We start from the raw sequence: 15,057 nt of genomic DNA on the forward strand, positions 1-15,057 counted from the left end.
AATGAGTTCATGCGCGACCTCGGCAACGGGAGACTCGACGTGGCCTTTCTCGGCATGGACGCCGACGTCGCCCCAGCGTCCGGACTCACCGCGCACGAGATCGCCCGAGGGCGTCTCGTCGCCGTCTTGGCGTCACAACACCGGCTAGCGCACACGGGCACCCTGGCCCTGGCTGACTTGGTCGACGAGACGTTCATCGACTTCCCGGCCGGGTCACCAGGCAGACTCCAAGGCGATCGGGCATTCGCTGCCGCAGGCCTTCAGCGCCGCGTGGGCTTCGAGGCGATGTCGACCGAGTTCATGCTCGCCCTCGTCGAACGTGGGTTGGGCGTCTGCCTGCTGCCCGTCGAATGTGTGCCGGCTAACCCAGCGCTGCGAGCAGTTCCCGTGGCCGATGGACCCTGCCGGGCCGAGTACGTCGCGTGGGGCTCTTTCAATCCGAGCCCCGCGTCTCGGGCTTTCATCGAACAGGTCAAGGAATCAATCGCCCTGCACATGGTCGGCTGATGCCGGTCCCATCGATCAACGTCTCCGGTCCGTACAGCTAGAGCACAGACCGCTAGAACGCGGGCGTGCCCTGCGGGGCGCCGCGGCGCAGGTACGTGTCGTGGAACCGCGCGGTATCTTGCGCGCTGCGCGGCCATTGGAACCTGATCGGCGCCGGTGTATCGGCCTCCGACGTAAGGAAACAGCCCTCGACGTTTTCTGCCGCGCCGGGCAGCAGCGCCGCCGGTGGCACCTGCAGCGCGGAGGCGAGCCGGTAGCAGGTGCTCAAGGTGGGGTCGGCCACCTTGGAGTTGTAGTCGTTGCGCTCCAGATTCGAGATCAGCGAGCGCGACACGCCGGCCAGCTCCGCCAGGCGCGTTTGGCTCAGCCCCCGCATGAGCCGGATGGCGCGCACGCGCTCCCCCAGCCCGAGTGCGTAGCTCGCCCAGTGCGATTGTGGCAGTACTTCCCCCATAGTTTCTCCCCCGTTTGTCGGCGCTCCCCTTTAAGCGTTCAACTAGCTATGCCACGCAATGTAGCGCGGGATTGGCGTGTGCGCTACCGGTGGGACGTCGACAAGCTTAAAGCTCGATGTTGCGCGGGCCGTAGAGGCGGTCGCCCGCATCGCCCAAGCCGGGGACGATGTAGGCGTCCTCGTTGAGCGACGGGTCGATGGTGGCGGTGACCAGGCGCACCGGGCCGCCGTGAGCCTCGAGCTTGTCCACGCCCGGCTGGGCCGAGACCATGCAAATGCAGGTGATGTTGTCGGCGCCGCGCTCCACCAGCAGATCAATGGCGTGGATCAGCGAACCGCCGGTGGCCAGCATCGGGTCCACCAGGAACACCGGCTGGCCGGACAGGTCCTGCGGCAGGGCCTCCAGGTACGGCACCGGCTCGTGCGTCTTTTCGTCGCGGGCCAGGCCGATGAAGCCCACCTGCGCGTCCGGGATCATCGACAGCGACGGGTCCACCATGCCCAGGCCAGCGCGGATGATGGGCACGATGATCGGCGGGGTGGCAAGGCGCGCGCCGCGGGCGGTGGCGACGGGGGTTTCGGTGTCGAACTCCTCCACCTCGAGGTCGCGCGCCGCTTCGTAAATGAGCATCGCGCCCAGGTCCGCCAGCGCCGCGCGAAACGCTGCGTTGTTGGAACGCTTGTCGCGCATGATGGTCAGGCGGGACGCGGCGAGGGGGTGGTTGACAACCGTGATATCCATGCGGGCCATGCTAGTTCACTCAGCGGGTCGCGAAAATTTTTTCGCCACGAGGGAACCGGGGCGGGGTTTTCCGCGTCCAATGGCCATGACTGTATTTCACATTGACTCCGCTGCCGTATCCGCCATGACCGATGCGCTGCGCAACGACGCAGCCACATTGCAATTGCTTCACGACGTCCCCTTCCCCACCACCTGGCCACTCGGCGAATTCAGCGCCGCGGTGACCGAGTCCATCGCCAAAGCCAACGCCGATGCAGAAGCACTGCGCGCCGAGGCCCACCGCATCGCAGCAGTGATGGACCTGGCGGTCGATGCCGCCGCAGCCGTAGACACCTGCACCTGCCAGAAGCTGGGGGCCACGCTATGAGCTCCGTGAAGACAAATTTTGGCAGCGCATTCGACCTGTTGAACCGCATCGCCGACCGACAAGGCGAGAACGGTAACCGCATGCTCAGTGCCAGCTTGGACGTGCACGGCACCGCTAGCTGGATAGCGAGTCTGCTCCCCTTCGATCTGCCCACCCTTCCGGGCTTCGGCATGCCGGACTTCAAGGACTTCGACCCGCTGGCGCTGGTGGCCAACACGTCCGGGGCATCGCGCGTTCGCGCCGCTGCGGACCTGGCGGACTACCGCGCCACCATCAGCGACGGTGTCCTGCGCGGCGGTGTGCTCATCGGCACTGCGGCCTTTGACCTATTCACCATCGCCACAGCACTCATCAACAGCGCCGTGGCGACACCTGCGATCGCGGCCTCACCCGCAGGCCTCATCGGTGCTGCCGCCTACATCGCCGGGATCATCGCCGACGCGATCACTGACGCCATGAAAGTGCTCGATGCACTGGAGAAGGAACTTCGCCAGATTGCGGACACGCTTAGCTCCGCCACGTCCGCCGCGCTGGCCCGCGTCATGCCGGGGCCTGGCCCGGTCACAGAAAAGGCCCACGGGGAGCTGCAACGACTGGCCTCCCTGGTAGAGCCCGCCGACAAGGCGGCACCTGCGCCCGCACCTCCGACGGTGCAACCGGCCTCCGCCGTCGTCCCGCCACCGCCGCCGCAGCCACAGCCCGCATCTGCCCCGCCGCCGGAGCCTGTGCCGGCGCACGCCCCCGGATCCGCTGTCGGTGCCGCCGCCGTCGAAGCCGCGAAAAGCCAGCTCGGAACACCGTACGTGTGGGGCGGGGCCGCACCGGGCGGCTTCGACTGCTCCGGGCTTACCTCTTGGGCGTACAGGCAGGCGGGTCTGGAAATCCCGCGCGTCGCCGCGGACCAGACCGTGGGCAGGCAGGTGTCGTATCAGGAGCTGCAGCCGGGGGATCTGGTGTTGTGGTCCGGGCACGCCGCCATGTACGCGGGTGACGGGATGATGATCGAGGCGGGAAGCCCCGTGCAGATGAACCCGGTGCGCACAGAGAATCTGGGCATGACCTTCCGCGGATTCTGGAGGCCGACCGGCTAAAGTTTCCCGCATGACTACGCGCGCGATTCTCCCCGTCAAGATCTCCCTGACCGAGGGCGACTTCTACACCCTGTGGGCACCCACCTGGAAGGAAAGGGGCACCGAGTGGCAGGCCTTCCTCGGCGACGACCAAGCCGTGCTGGCCTTCCACTCCCCCGAGGAGCTCCTGGCCTACCTGGAAACCACCAACTCCCACGACCTGGCGGACCACCCGAAGTGGCAGCAGTTCCAGGCCCAGGGCGACGACCGGGTGGTGCCCAACGACAAGCAGTACTTCGACATCATCGGCGCACCCGAGTTCCTGGCCGGCCGCCCGAGCCACGAAAACGTCTCGCGCCTGGCGCGGGTGTTCCAGATCTCCCGCTCCCTTGCAGACGTTGCTTCCGCTGAGCAGGCGCAGATCTTCTTCGCCTCCCACTCGATCCTGGGCAACGTCAACCGCGGCTCCGACCACTACGCGGGCGAAAACGGCCTGTCCGAGTGGTCCGGCGTCGGCCGCGTGGTGCTGGCGAACTGGGAGAATGTGGTCAAGTCGTTGGACGAGTCTGTCCGTGTCGTCGATACGCAAGAGCTCGACGCCGAGCGCGTCGCAGCCGCAGGCACCTCCATCGCCGCCGCCACCGAAGCCCGCGCCGCAGCCGCTGAGCAGGCGCGCGCCGACGAAGAGGCCCGCGCCGCCGCGGCAGACCCGTACGACTCCTCCCCGTGGGGCCGCGCAGGCATCGACCCGGTGAAGATCTCCATCCAGGGCCAGAGCGTGTACACGCTGCGCACCTACCTGCGCGGCGCCCCGGTGTTTTTGGGCAAGTACGGCGAGATCATCACCTTCCCGTCCACCAAGCACCTGGGCCGCTGGATCCTGGAGCACGACGACCACGACCTGGCGGGCGTGTCCACCTGGCAGGACCTCATCGACACCGCCAACGCCGGCGAGCTGAAGGTGGAGGTCCACCCGGACAACTCCTACTCCTTCAATGGCATCGCCGCCGACATCAACAAGGGCCCCGACGCCGTGGACACCGCGCAGATGTCGAAGGCGTACGAGCTGCTCGCGGACGCCGCGGACTGGGCGCAGGACGACTCGCTGAACTCCCTGCTTTTGGCCAACCCGCGCATGCAGGACTACCTGGCGTACATGCTGGGCTCCACCCGCGCCGCGGGCTACGTGCCGTCCGCCCCATTTACCGATAAGGCGGAAGCCTGGACGGAGATGGAAAACCAGCTGATCAAGCGCTTCTCCAAGTTCTAAGCCGTTTCGCCGTTCGCCCGAGGCAGGCCGACATGCCGGGCAAACGTGCGACCTTTACAATTCGCACTTATGTCAGTGGACCAGGTCGACCCCCTTATTAGCTCCATTTATCACTGGATGGACATCTCCGGCGTGTTGCTGATGGGCATCATCGGCGGCACGCTCGCCCGCCAGCTCGGCTACGACATCGTGGGCTTCCTCTTCATCGCGATGCTCTCCGCCCTCGGCGGCGGCATGTTGCGCGACGTGCTGATCAACGAGGGCACCGTCGCCGCGATGAGCCAGCCGGAGTACCTCATCTTGGCGTTCACCGGCGCGCTGATCGCCCGGTTCACCTATTTCAAGGGCCGCGCCTGGGAGTTTTTGCAGTCGCACGGCGATGCGCTCGTGTCTGCCCTGTGGGCTTCTACCGGCGCATCCAAGGCCATCCAGTACGGCCTGCCCATCTTGCCCACCATCATGATGGGCGTGTTCACCGCTACCGGCGGCGGCATGATCCGCGATGTGGTCACCGGCCGCGAGCCCAGCGTCTTCGGCGGTAACCAGCCCACTGTGATCCCGGCGGTGGCCTGCGCGGTAATCACCCTGATCGGCAACGCCACCGGCTACCTGGCGTTGGGCATGATTATCGGCCCGGTGGTCAGCTTCGCGTTGTTCCTCGCCGGCTACTGGGGCAACTGGCGCATCTCCACTGATTCCGATTTCGCACCGGTGAACACCACGGTCAACGCCACCGCAACCCAGGTGGCGCACTTGGCCAAGAAGGCGGAGCACAAGTCGCGTGCCGTGGCCCGCGAGTTGGAGCCGACGCGGGTGCGCTCGTGGCGTCACCGGCAGATGGAAAAGGCGCTGCAGCGCCGCATTGAGGCGGAGATCCGCAAGGGCAAGCGCCCGGCGGAGGCGGTCAGCGACGCGGATGATTTCCTCACCGAGTTCACCACCCAGTTCCCCGCCATCGACGCGGAAGTTCTGGCGGAGGCGGTCGGTGTCGCGCCGGAGCCGGAGGTTGCGGAAGACGAGGGCCTCTTCGACAGCATCGGCGTGGACCTGACCGGCGATTCCTACGAGGAAGACGCCGAGGAGCCGGACCCGGCCGAGACGGAGGCGATGAACGCGGACATGCTGGATATTATTCTCTCCGACGAGGCTTTGACCGACGAGCTCATCGAGCGGCTCGCGGCCCGCTACGACCAAAAGGAGTCCTAGATGAAGCGTGCGCTCGCAGCGGCGACAGCATTGAGCTTTTGCTTGTCGACGACAGCTCACGCCCAAGACGCCGAAACCCCGACCGAGACCACCTCCCCGGCCGGCCCGACCGTCGGCTACTACGACGAGGGCGGCAACTGGATCCCACCCAGCCGGGGCCGCGCGCCCGACACCGACAACTGCCCACAGGCCACCTGGCCGCCGGAGCCGGTGTCCACCTCCGAGCGCGCCGCCACCTCCCCTGCCCCGCTGCCGGTGCTTTTCGACGGCCCCTGCGGCGTGACCGCCGCCGACGGCTACACCACCCCCGACGGCGTGGTCGCCTCCTCATGGCTGGTCGCCGACCTGGATTCCGGCGACGTGGTGGCGATGAAGGACCCGCACGGTCGCTACCGGCCGGCCTCGATAATCAAGGTGTTGCTGGCACTGACCGTCATCAACGAGCTGCCGCTGGACCAGAAGGTCGAAGTCTCCGCAGAATCCGCCGGCCAGGAAGGCTCCGCCGCCGGCATCGGCGAGGGCGGCGACTACACCGTCGAAGACCTGCTCACCGGCCTGCTGTTGTCCTCGGGCAACGACTGCGCCCATGCGCTTGCCCAGGCCCTCGGCGGCGACGAGCTCGCACTCGGCAAGGTCAACGCGCTGGCCAAGAAACTAGGCATGGCCGATACCCGCGCCACCTCCTACTCGGGCCTGGACGGCGCCGGAATGTCCACCTCCGCCTGGGACATGGGCCTGGCCTACACCGCGGCGTTCGCGGACCCCACCTTCACCCGCATCGTCGACACGGAGCACACCACCTTCCCCGGCTTCGACGACCTGCCGGCGTTCGAGCTGTGGAACGACAACCATCTCTACCTCAACGACCCGGACGGCATCGGCGGCAAGACCGGCTACACCGACGACGCGAACCACACGTTCGTCGGCGCCGTGAACCACGAAGGCCGCCGCCTCGTGGCGATCATCCTGGACACCACAGCCTACGACCACCGCCCCTGGGAGCAGGCACAGATGCTTTTGCACGAGGCGTATGGGGTGCGAAGCTCCGTCGCAAAGCTTGAGCCTCTCGCTGCGGAGACCCCAGAAACGACAACGGCCGCCCCCACCCCCGCGCCTGCGCCTGAGCAAGCTGGGGAGGAGACGACCTGGAACCGCTGGTGGTCCTATGTGATTGTGGTGGCCGTACTCGCGCTCGCCGCGCTGGCCACCTCGTTTAGTCTCGGGACAGGAGAGAAACCACGCCGACGCCGATAGCGCCCAGCGCCGCGCCAACCCCCAGCGCCTTGCCGGACGGCTTGGACTCCTCCCTGCCGCGGACCGCGCCCGCGCGGACGTTGATCACGGCCGGCTCCGGCACCTCAGCCGGGGCCAACGCGAGGGACTCCTCGGTGGTGGCGGTCCACGCCGCGACGTAGAGCACCACGCGCCAGATCAGGTACAGCAGGACCATCAGGGTGATGATCGGGCCGAAGATCGCACCCGCCGGGTTGCCGGTGGCCGAGGATATGACCAGGCCGGCGAACTGCTGCAGGATGGCGAAGATAACCGCACCGAGCAGCGCACCCTTCAAGCCGGACTTCACCGGGACCTTCGTGCGCGGCATGTACATGTTCACCCACAGCATGACCAGGAAGCTGGCCAGCACGCTGACGAGGAAGCCGACAACCCACACCACAAGGCGCGCGCCCGGGAAGTCGCCGATGCCGAGGCGCTCCATCAGGGTGCTTGTCCAGCTGGACACTCCCAGGGCGGTCACTACTGCGGCGACGATGAACAGGGCGATCAGCACGATCAGGCCCAGCAGGTCGGCGATCTTCTTGGTTACGAAGTTGCCGCCCTCGTTCGCATCCACCTTCCACATCGCGGACACGCCGACGCGCAGGTGGTTCATCCAGTTCAAGCCGGACCACAGGGTGGTAAGCAGGCCGATGCCGGCAACTGCGCCGCGCTGATCAATCGCCGTCTGGATCAGCTCGTTGACCATGGCGCCCAAATCTCCGTCCATGGACTGGGTGATCTGGTTTTGGATGTCATCCATGAGCTCTGGGCGGGCGTTGAGGAAGAAACCGAGGCCCGCGAAGACCAGCATCAGCAGCGGGAACAGCGCCAGCACGGAGAAATAGGTGATGCCAGCGGCTAGCTGGTTGCCGCCTTCGGTGCCGAAGCGGTCATTCATCCGCAGCAGGTGACCAGCGGCGGGAGACTTCTTCTCCACCTTCTCCTCGAAGCCTTCTTTCTGCTGCTTCGAGGCGCGCTCAATGCCGTGTTCGTCGGTGTACGCCTTGCGCGGCGCGGTCGAGGTAGCCATCGACGTCCCTTCAAATATGTGTCATTTACCAAACACATCGTAGAGGAGGCGGTGCGGGGGCGGGGCGGGGGCGGGGGCGGGGCGGCGGCAGACCCTTCGAGCACCACGTCAGTTCAGTCAATTTTGTATAGTTCAGTAACTGCTGTACCGTTCAGCAAATGCTGACTATTGCTTCACGCCTCGACGTCATGAACCGGCTCGGCCGGGCCATGGCGGATCCGACGCGTTCCAGAATCCTGATGACACTACTCGAAGGCCCGAGCTACCCGGCTGTACTCTCGCGCGACCTGGGCCTGACCCGCTCAAACGTCTCGAACCACCTGAGCTGCCTGCGTGACTGCGGCATCGTCGTTGCCGAGCCGGAAGGCCGCAAGACACGCTACGAAATCGCCGATCCACACCTCGCGGCAGCGCTCAACGCGCTGGTGAACGCGACGTTGGCTGTCGACGAAAACGCCCCGTGCATCGACCCTGAGTGCTCGGTGCCCGGCTGCGGCGAGAAGGGAGCGGACGCATGAGCTCGGCGTGTGGATGCGAACACGAACCCGCCACGGAGATCGAAGAGCTCGAGCGGCCATGGTGGAAGGACCCCGAGTTGCTACTACCGATCTTCTCCGGCGTAGCCCTCTGCATAGGCCTGGCGCTGGGCTGGTCCGGGCTAGAGACACCCGCGACAGTACTGTTCTGGGTCGGCCTGCTGCTAGGGGCGTATACGTTCGCGCCCGGCGCGATCCGGAACCTTGTCACGAAGCGCAAGCTCGGCATTGGTTTGCTGATGACGATCAGCGCGGTCGGCGCGGTAATCCTCGGTTACGTCGGAGAGGCCGCGGCGCTAGCGTTCCTGTACTCGATCGCCGAGGCGCTGGAAGACAAGGCTATGGACCGGGCGCAGGGCGGACTGCGAGCACTGTTGAAGTTGGTACCGCAGACCGCGACGGTGCTACGCGACGGCACGTCGGTCGAGGTCGCAGCGAAGGACCTCGTGGCTGGCGAGCTTATGCTCGTGCGCCCCGGAGAGCGGATCGCCACGGACGGCATCATTCGCTCTGGGCGCTCCAGCCTTGACACCTCAGCGATCACCGGAGAATCCATTCCGGAGGAGGTTGCGCCCGGCGACGAGGTGCCCGCGGGAGCAATCAACTCCGCCGGTGTGCTGGAAGTCGAGACGACCGCAGCTGGAACGGATAACTCGCTGACCACACTCGTGGACCTGGTCGAGCAGGCGCAGGCGGAAAAGGGCGACCGCGCCCGGATCGCCGACCGGATTGCCCAACCCCTAGTGCCCGGGGTGATGATCCTGGCGGTGCTAGTCGGCGTGATCGGCTCGCTGCTGGGCGACCCCGAGACGTGGATCACCCGCGCGTTGGTGGTTCTGGTCGCAGCGTCGCCGTGCGCGCTGGCAATCTCCGTGCCGCTGACGGTCGTGGCCGCGATCGGCGCGGCCAGCCAGTTCGGCGTGGTCATCAAGTCCGGCGCGGCGTTCGAGCGGCTCGGCGGCATCCGTCACCTGGCGGTGGACAAGACCGGAACCCTTACCCGCAACCAGCCCGAGGTTACCGGCGTTGTCTCGACGGACGGATTCGATCGGGCGCAGGTGCTTGCTTTCGCGGCGGCAGTTGAGCAGCAATCGACGCACCCCCTCGCCGCGGCGATCGCGGCAGCGGTGCCCGAAGCGCCCGCCGCCTCGGACATCAGCGAGGAAGCCGGGCATGGCATCGGCGGCACCGTCGAAGGCCGACGGGTGCTGGTGGGCAGCCCCCGGTGGATCGACGCCGGGCCACTGAAGGCAGACGTTGAGCGCATGGAGTCCGAGGGCCAGACCTGTGTCCTGGTCACCGTCGATGACACCCTCGCCGGAGCGATCGGTGTCCGCGACGAGCTGCGGCCCGAGGTTCCCGAAGCCGTGCAGACCCTGCGTGCCAACGACGTGGAAGTGAGCATGCTCACCGGTGACAACACTCGCACCGCCCGGGCGCTTGCTGAAATCGCCGGAATCGACGACGTGCGCGCCGAGCTGCGCCCGGAGGACAAGGCAAGCATCGTCGCCGAACTCTCCTCCAAGACGCCGACGGCGATGATCGGCGACGGCATCAACGACGCGCCGGCACTAGCGGGCGCAACGGTGGGCATTGCGATGGGAGCAACCGGCTCTGACGCCGCGATCGATTCCGCTGACGTCGCCTTCACTGGCCACGACCTCCGACTGATCCCGCAGGCGCTGCAGCACGCTCGCCGAGGCAGCAGGATCATCAACCAGAACATCGTGCTGTCCCTGGCCATCATCATCGTGTTGATGCCGCTTGCGATCAGCGGCGTGTTGGGCCTGGCTGCGGTCGTGTTGGTTCACGAGGTCGCTGAAGTCATCGTGATCTTGAACGGCCTGCGGGCCGCACGGGCGAAGCATTAAGGGTACGCCGGAAGCGGACCCCGGCCCCGCCGCGAGCCCCTAGCGCTTCGGTGCGAGGAAGCCGACTTTGTCGTACACGTCGGTCAGCAGCGGGGCCGCAACCTCGCGGGCGCGTTCGGCACCGCGGGCCAGGATGGCTTCGAGCTCGCCGCGGTCGGACATTAGCTCGTCGTAGCGGGCGCGAAGCGGCGTGGTGAACGCTTCGAGTGCTTCTGCGGTGTCGACCTTGAGCGCGCCGTAGCCCTGACCTTCGTAGCCGGCGACGATGTCGTCGATAGGCTTGCCGGTCAGCGCCGACTGGATGACCAGCAGGTTGGACACGCCCGGCTTGTTCTCCTTGTCGTAGGCGATCACGCCGTCGTTGTCGGTGACGGCGGAGCGGATGCGCTTTGCGGACGTCTTCGGCGCGTCCAGCAGGTTCACAATGCCCTTCGGATTCGCGCCCGACTTGGACATCTTCGATGTCGGCTCCTGCAGGTCGTAAATCTTCGCCGCGCCTTCAACGATCATGCCCTCCGGCACGGTGAAGGTCTTGCCGTAGCGGGAGTTGAAGCGCTCCGCGAGGTTGCGGGTCAGCTCCAGGTGCTGGCGCTGGTCCTCTCCCACCGGCACGAGCTGCGGGGAGTACAGCAAAATGTCGGCCGCCATGAGCACCGGGTAGGTGAACAGCCCCACGGAGGTGCGGTCTTGGCCCTGCTTGGCGGACTTGTCCTTGAACTGCGTCATGCGGCTCGCCTCGCCGAAGCCGGTCAGGCACTGCAGGACCCAGGTCAGTTCGGCGTGCTCGGGCACGTGCGACTGCACGAACAGGGTGGAGCGCTCCGGGTCGATGCCGAGTGCGATCAGCTGGGCGCAGCCGGCGAGGGTGCGGTGGCGCAGCTCCTCGGGGTCCTGGTCCACGGTAATCGCGTGCAGGTCCGGGATGAAGTAGAAGGCGTCGTAGCCGTCCTGCAGGTCGATCCATTGCTTCAGCGCACCGAGGTAGTTACCCAGGTGGTAGGAGTCGGCGGTGGGCTGGATTCCGGAAAGCACGCGTTGCATGGGGTTCATAGTAGTGGGCCGTTGCGGGGAGGGAACCGGGGGCGGTGCGGGCGCGTCTAACTCTTTAATGCCGTCCACAGAAGGAGTACACGTTGGCTCTTACAAAATCAGACAGACCTTGGTTGCTTACAGCGCTCGCAGTTGCTGTTTCTCTCGGATTTGCTGTCAGTAATGCAACACGTTCGGCCGAAGAAGCCTGGATGGTGCTCGACTTCGCGTCTCGCATCATCGGACCTCTTGGAGCTGCTTGCATTGCTTGGCTCGGGGTTTCGCAAACACTCGATAACTCGCAAAAGCTGGACCGCGTTAAGGAGTGGCACACGATGCTTCGCTGGGCGACTGACATGTGCAACGCCTCGAGCGAGCGTGAAGTTGAGGCGGGGATTGCTATTCTCGATTCCATCGACAGGCAGTCGGAAATCCCTGCCGACCAGCACGAGGTAATCGACGCGATCTTGACCGCCGTGTTCCGAAATCCCAACACGCCTTTTGAGGAGCAGCGATGACAGCCCGATCCAAAGCTAGAGAAATTCAGTCTCCGAAGCCGGAGTTTTCCCGGAGCCAGATCGCCGCGGCCAAGCTCATCGTGAAGCGCGATAAGGAAGGAAAAGGCAAGGTTCCCATTACGCCGGACATTCTCCGCGCAGCATCCTTCGACCTCTAGCCATGCGCATCACCGTTCTGCAGCCCGATTCGTTCGCGCCACTGCAACGCCTCGGCCCGTGGCTCGAGCGCGCCGGCGCCACCCTGCGCACCGTCGATCTCGGGGAGCCATTGCCTATCGACGCCTCCGGTGACCCCCTCATCCTCCTCGGCGGACGCGCGAATGCGCTGGACACGCACGCCTCGCCGTGGCTGCCGGCGGTGCACGAGCTGCTCCGCAGCGCCTTCGAATCGGGCAGACCCGTGCTCGGCATCTGCCTGGGCCACCAGATCATCGCCGACTGTTTCGGCGGCGAGGTTTCCGTCGGTCTAGCGACGCAAGACGAGGAAGGCGCCACCCAGGTGACGTTGACCGACGCTGGCGTGGACGATCCCCTGCTCGGCCCCCTCGGCGCATCCTTGATAGTCGAGCAATCCCACCACGACGCGGTAGTCGCGCTTCCTCCCGGCGCGACACTCCTAGCATCCAGCGAGCGCTGCCCGATTCAGGCCATGCGGCTGGGGTCGATCGTCTCGGTGCAGTTTCACCCGGAGTGCTCGCCGGAGGTTGCCGGCCAGTGGGCGGCGAACGGCGGCCACGACGGTGCCGCGGTCGAAGCGGAGCTGCTGCGCCACGACGACCATCTCACCCGCACCGGCGAAAGGCTGGCCGAGGGCTTCGTCGCCGCGGCCCGCGCCTGGCGCTGACGGAAATGGTCGCCGCTGCCCCGCCCCCCATTCCGGTCCTATTCCGGCCCAATTTTTCCCCCAATTCCGAGGATGCTTACTCCAGGATGCTTATTTCTCAAGTGGCGCACTCCACAACGGTCGATCGCTCTCGAGGAATAAGCATCCTGGGGTAAGCATCTAGAGGCTGCCGCGGCCCGCCCCCGTGGCCACCTCCACTGCAACCACGGCCACGGCGTAGTCGCCGTCGTGGCTGATACTCACGCTGCAAACCGGCGGCCCAACCTCCCCGGCGCGGCCGTGCAGCTGGACCGCGGGGCGCCCAAACACATCCTGGACTACCTCCACCTCCGCGAAATTGAAGTCGTCGGGGGCGATTTGCGGCGGCCGCCCGAAGCGGGTGGACGCCCAGGCTTTGACGTAAGCCTCTTTAACGGCCCAGCGGCCAGCCAGCGATGCGACCGGGTCCGGCTTCGCGGCACATTCGCGCCGCTCCCGGTCGGTAAACACCTGCATGAAGGTGGATCCCGGCAACTTCATTTGCTGAGCCAAACCGGGAATGTGGACCAGGTCGGTGCCGATGTGCATGCGCGTTCCTTCCGTCGGCGGTTGCGACTTTGTTGTGTTTGCGATCGCATAAGAAATGCTGGCTGTTTTCTGTGAATTGTGGCCAATCCTTTTACTTACGCTTCAGTAGGTTTACTATGCCCGCATGGCTTTTAATTTTGAATCCAAAACAATTTTGGATGAAAAACCACTTTCGTCAACAGCTGACAAAATAGCGGAATTTCGACGCCGGCGTGCCGAGGCACACGAGCCAGTGGGCTCGAAACCCCTGGACAAGGTCCGTTCCGCCGGCCGTCTCACCGCACGCGAGCGCCTGGACTATCTGCTCGATGAGGGCTCCTTCGTGGAAACCGACCAGCTGGTGCGCCACCGCACCCACGACTTCGGCATGCAGGCCAAGCGCCCGGCAACAGACGGCATCGTGTGCGGCCACGGCACTATCGACGGGCGTGAAGTCTGCATCTTCTCCCAGGACGGCACCGTCTTCGGCGGCGCACTCGGTGAGGTCTACGGCGAAAAGATGACCAAGATCCAGCGCCTCGCCGTGACCACCGGCCGTCCGCTGATCGGACTTTACGAAGGTGCAGGCGCCCGCATCCAAGACGGTGCGGTGTCGCTGGACTGGATCGCGCGCACCTTCCGCCACAACATCGAAGCGTCCGGGGTGGTCCCGCAGATCAGCGTGATCATGGGCGCCTGCGCCGGTGGCAACGCCTACTCCCCCGCGCTGACTGACTTTGTGGTCATGGTGGACGAGACCTCGAAGATGTTCGTCACCGGCCCGGACGTAATCAAGACCGTCACGGGTGAGGAAATCTCACAAGAAGAGCTCGGCGGCGCCTGGATGCACATGCAGCAGGGCGGCAACTGCCACTACGTTGCGGAATCCGATGAGGATGCGCTCGACTGGGTGGCTGACTTGCTTGAGTACTTGCCGTCGAACAACCGCCAGAAGTCGGCGCCGCGTCCCGCAACCCCAACCGATGCAGAGGCAGACGCCACCGATGCTGCCGCGCTGGATTCATTGATCCCAGACTCGCCCAACACCCCCTACGAGGTCCGCGACGTGATTGCGCATATCGCGGACGACAGCGAATTCCTGGAGGTCATGGAGCAGCGTGCTGAAAACGTCGTCACTGCGTTTGGTCGGATTGAGGACCAGCCGGTGGGCTTCGTCGCTAATCAGCCCATGGTGCTCGCAGGTTGCTTGGACATCGACTCGGCGGAAAAGGCCGCGCGTTTCATCCGCACGTGCGACAGCTTCAACATCCCGATTGTCATGCTGGTGGACGTACCCGGCTTCCTGCCCGGCGCGAACCAGGAGCACAGCGGCATTCTGCGCCGCGGTGCAAAGCTGCTGTACGCCTACGGCGAAGCAACCGTGCCGAAGGTGACCGTGACCATGCGCAAGGCATACGGCGGCGCGTATTGCGTGATGGGCTCAAAAGGCCTTGGCGCCGATGTGAACTTGGCATGGCCTACCGCGCAGATCGCGGTGATGGGTGCGTCTGGCGCGGTCGGCTTCATCAACCGCAAAGACATTGCAAACGCCCGCGATTCCGGCGTGAACGACGAGGAGCTCCGCGAACTGATTGCGCAGTACGAGCGCAACTACGAGGACGAGATGCTCAACCCGTACAAGGCCGCTGAGCGAGGCCTGATCGATTCGGTCATCCTCCCAAGCGAAACCCCTGCTGTTATCGCAGCGCAACTGCGTTTCTTCCGTGACAAGACCGTGGCGCGTCCAATGCGCAAGCACGGCAATATCCCGCTCTAATCCCGCTCCGAT

At 65.5% G+C, this 15,057-nt stretch carries 17 protein-coding genes; 12 read left to right on the forward strand and 5 right to left on the reverse strand.

The genetic code is table 11. The annotated features are described in order from the left end of the window. On the forward strand, positions 1-507 hold a 507-nt coding region (locus QP996_RS10950), incomplete at its 5' end, for a LysR substrate-binding domain-containing protein (protein WP_284872639.1). A 52-nt stretch (positions 508-559) separates the two neighbouring features. Here the strand turns inward: QP996_RS10950 and QP996_RS10955 are convergent. Continuing rightward, the gene (locus tag QP996_RS10955; RefSeq protein ID WP_154839205.1) at positions 560-961 is read right to left on the reverse strand and encodes a helix-turn-helix domain-containing protein; all 402 of its coding nucleotides are present in this window, start codon (positions 959-961) and stop codon (positions 560-562) included. A 106-nt stretch (positions 962-1,067) separates the two neighbouring features. Then, on the reverse strand, positions 1,068-1,703 hold the full coding sequence (gene upp / locus QP996_RS10960; RefSeq protein WP_284872641.1) for a uracil phosphoribosyltransferase: 636 nt from the start codon (positions 1,701-1,703) through the stop codon (positions 1,068-1,070). Positions 1,704-1,788: 85 nt separating this feature from the next. On the opposite strand from upp, the gene QP996_RS10965 reads away from it, so the two are divergent. The 5 genes from QP996_RS10965 (at position 1,789) to QP996_RS10985 (ending at position 6,870) form a co-directional block, all read left to right on the forward strand. Then, positions 1,789-2,070, forward strand: coding sequence for a hypothetical protein (locus QP996_RS10965; RefSeq protein ID WP_284872642.1), 282 nt, complete (start codon positions 1,789-1,791; stop codon positions 2,068-2,070). 5 nt (positions 2,071-2,075) lie between these two features. Beyond that, complete coding sequence (locus tag QP996_RS10970) at positions 2,076-3,161, forward strand: C40 family peptidase (RefSeq protein ID WP_284872643.1); 1,086 nt, start codon at positions 2,076-2,078, stop codon at positions 3,159-3,161. Positions 3,162-3,171: 10 nt separating this feature from the next. After that, the gene (locus QP996_RS10975; protein WP_284872645.1) at positions 3,172-4,410 is read left to right on the forward strand and encodes a SatS C-terminal domain-containing protein; all 1,239 of its coding nucleotides are present in this window, start codon (positions 3,172-3,174) and stop codon (positions 4,408-4,410) included. Between the two features lie 69 nt (positions 4,411-4,479). Further along, positions 4,480-5,616: a trimeric intracellular cation channel family protein gene (locus QP996_RS10980; protein ID WP_284872647.1), complete on the forward strand. Its 1,137-nt coding sequence runs from the start codon at positions 4,480-4,482 to the stop codon at positions 5,614-5,616. Continuing rightward, a complete protein-coding gene (locus tag QP996_RS10985; protein ID WP_284872649.1) occupies positions 5,617-6,870 on the forward strand; it encodes a D-alanyl-D-alanine carboxypeptidase family protein in 1,254 nt (417 codons plus the stop codon). Here QP996_RS10985 and QP996_RS10990 read toward each other — a convergent pair. Beyond that, positions 6,830-7,924 (reverse strand): YhjD/YihY/BrkB family envelope integrity protein, encoded by a 1,095-nt coding sequence (locus QP996_RS10990; protein WP_284872650.1) that lies wholly within the window; start codon positions 7,922-7,924, stop codon positions 6,830-6,832. The genes QP996_RS10985 and QP996_RS10990 overlap by 41 nt on opposite strands. A gap of 158 nt (positions 7,925-8,082) precedes the next feature. Between QP996_RS10990 and cmtR the strand changes: the two genes are divergently transcribed. Together cmtR and QP996_RS11000 are read left to right on the forward strand one after the other, a co-directional pair. Further along, positions 8,083-8,442 carry a Cd(II)/Pb(II)-sensing metalloregulatory transcriptional regulator CmtR gene (cmtR, locus tag QP996_RS10995; protein ID WP_284872652.1) on the forward strand — a complete coding sequence of 120 codons (360 nt, stop codon included), beginning with the start codon at positions 8,083-8,085 and terminating at the stop codon, positions 8,440-8,442. Beyond that, the gene (locus QP996_RS11000) at positions 8,439-10,331 is read left to right on the forward strand and encodes a heavy metal translocating P-type ATPase (RefSeq protein WP_284872653.1); all 1,893 of its coding nucleotides are present in this window, start codon (positions 8,439-8,441) and stop codon (positions 10,329-10,331) included. The genes cmtR and QP996_RS11000 overlap by 4 nt, the downstream gene beginning before the upstream one ends. A 39-nt stretch (positions 10,332-10,370) precedes the next feature. Here the strand turns inward: QP996_RS11000 and trpS are convergent, their stop codons facing one another. Next, a complete protein-coding gene (gene trpS / locus QP996_RS11005) occupies positions 10,371-11,381 on the reverse strand; it encodes a tryptophan--tRNA ligase (protein ID WP_284872654.1) in 1,011 nt (336 codons plus the stop codon). 83 nt (positions 11,382-11,464) lie between these two features. On the opposite strand from trpS, the gene QP996_RS11010 reads away from it, so the two are divergent. Genes QP996_RS11010 through QP996_RS11020 form a run of 3 tightly spaced genes read left to right on the forward strand, consistent with a single transcriptional unit; the run spans position 11,465 to position 12,722 of the window. Beyond that, positions 11,465-11,878 carry a hypothetical protein gene (locus QP996_RS11010; protein ID WP_143339012.1) on the forward strand — a complete coding sequence of 138 codons (414 nt, stop codon included), beginning with the start codon at positions 11,465-11,467 and terminating at the stop codon, positions 11,876-11,878. Further along, positions 11,875-12,036, forward strand: coding sequence for an RNA helicase (locus tag QP996_RS11015; RefSeq protein ID WP_101494221.1), 162 nt, complete (start codon positions 11,875-11,877; stop codon positions 12,034-12,036). The genes QP996_RS11010 and QP996_RS11015 overlap by 4 nt, the downstream gene beginning before the upstream one ends. A gap of 2 nt (positions 12,037-12,038) precedes the next feature. Beyond that, positions 12,039-12,722, forward strand: coding sequence for a type 1 glutamine amidotransferase (locus QP996_RS11020; protein ID WP_284872655.1), 684 nt, complete (start codon positions 12,039-12,041; stop codon positions 12,720-12,722). Between the two features lie 159 nt (positions 12,723-12,881). On the opposite strand, the gene acpS is transcribed toward QP996_RS11020, so the two are convergent. Continuing rightward, positions 12,882-13,289, reverse strand: a complete 408-nt coding sequence (gene acpS, locus QP996_RS11025) for a holo-ACP synthase AcpS (RefSeq protein ID WP_181889900.1) — start codon at positions 13,287-13,289, stop codon at positions 12,882-12,884. 124 nt (positions 13,290-13,413) lie between these two features. Here acpS and QP996_RS11030 point away from each other — a divergent pair, with 124 nt between their 5' ends. Continuing rightward, positions 13,414-15,045: an acyl-CoA carboxylase subunit beta gene (locus tag QP996_RS11030; RefSeq protein WP_284872657.1), complete on the forward strand. Its 1,632-nt coding sequence runs from the start codon at positions 13,414-13,416 to the stop codon at positions 15,043-15,045. Positions 15,046-15,057 lie beyond the last annotated feature (12 nt).

It is taken from the genome of Corynebacterium sp. MSK008, assembly GCF_030232585.1.
In the GTDB taxonomy this organism is placed as follows: Bacteria; Actinomycetota; Actinomycetes; order Mycobacteriales; family Mycobacteriaceae; genus Corynebacterium.

Bases quoted from the DNA above. Each gene is read 5' to 3' on its own strand.
- QP996_RS11015 (WP_101494221.1), top strand. From the start codon at position 11,875: ATGACAGCCCGATCCAAAGCTAGAGAAATTCAGTCTCCGAAGCCGGAG.
- QP996_RS11030 (WP_284872657.1), top strand. From the start codon at position 13,414: ATGGCTTTTAATTTTGAATCCAAAACAATTTTGGATGAAAAACCACTT.
- QP996_RS10985 (WP_284872649.1), top strand. From the start codon at position 5,617: ATGAAGCGTGCGCTCGCAGCGGCGACAGCATTGAGCTTTTGCTTGTCG.
- QP996_RS11020 (WP_284872655.1), top strand. From the start codon at position 12,039: ATGCGCATCACCGTTCTGCAGCCCGATTCGTTCGCGCCACTGCAACGC.
- cmtR (WP_284872652.1), top strand. From the start codon at position 8,083: ATGCTGACTATTGCTTCACGCCTCGACGTCATGAACCGGCTCGGCCGG.
- acpS (WP_181889900.1), bottom strand. From the start codon at position 13,289: ATGCACATCGGCACCGACCTGGTCCACATTCCCGGTTTGGCTCAGCAA.
- QP996_RS10980 (WP_284872647.1), top strand. From the start codon at position 4,480: ATGTCAGTGGACCAGGTCGACCCCCTTATTAGCTCCATTTATCACTGG.
- trpS (WP_284872654.1), bottom strand. From the start codon at position 11,381: ATGAACCCCATGCAACGCGTGCTTTCCGGAATCCAGCCCACCGCCGAC.
- QP996_RS10965 (WP_284872642.1), top strand. From the start codon at position 1,789: ATGACTGTATTTCACATTGACTCCGCTGCCGTATCCGCCATGACCGAT.
- QP996_RS11000 (WP_284872653.1), top strand. From the start codon at position 8,439: ATGAGCTCGGCGTGTGGATGCGAACACGAACCCGCCACGGAGATCGAA.
- QP996_RS10990 (WP_284872650.1), bottom strand. From the start codon at position 7,924: ATGGCTACCTCGACCGCGCCGCGCAAGGCGTACACCGACGAACACGGC.
- QP996_RS10955 (WP_154839205.1), bottom strand. From the start codon at position 961: ATGGGGGAAGTACTGCCACAATCGCACTGGGCGAGCTACGCACTCGGG.
- QP996_RS10975 (WP_284872645.1), top strand. From the start codon at position 3,172: ATGACTACGCGCGCGATTCTCCCCGTCAAGATCTCCCTGACCGAGGGC.
- upp (WP_284872641.1), bottom strand. From the start codon at position 1,703: ATGGATATCACGGTTGTCAACCACCCCCTCGCCGCGTCCCGCCTGACC.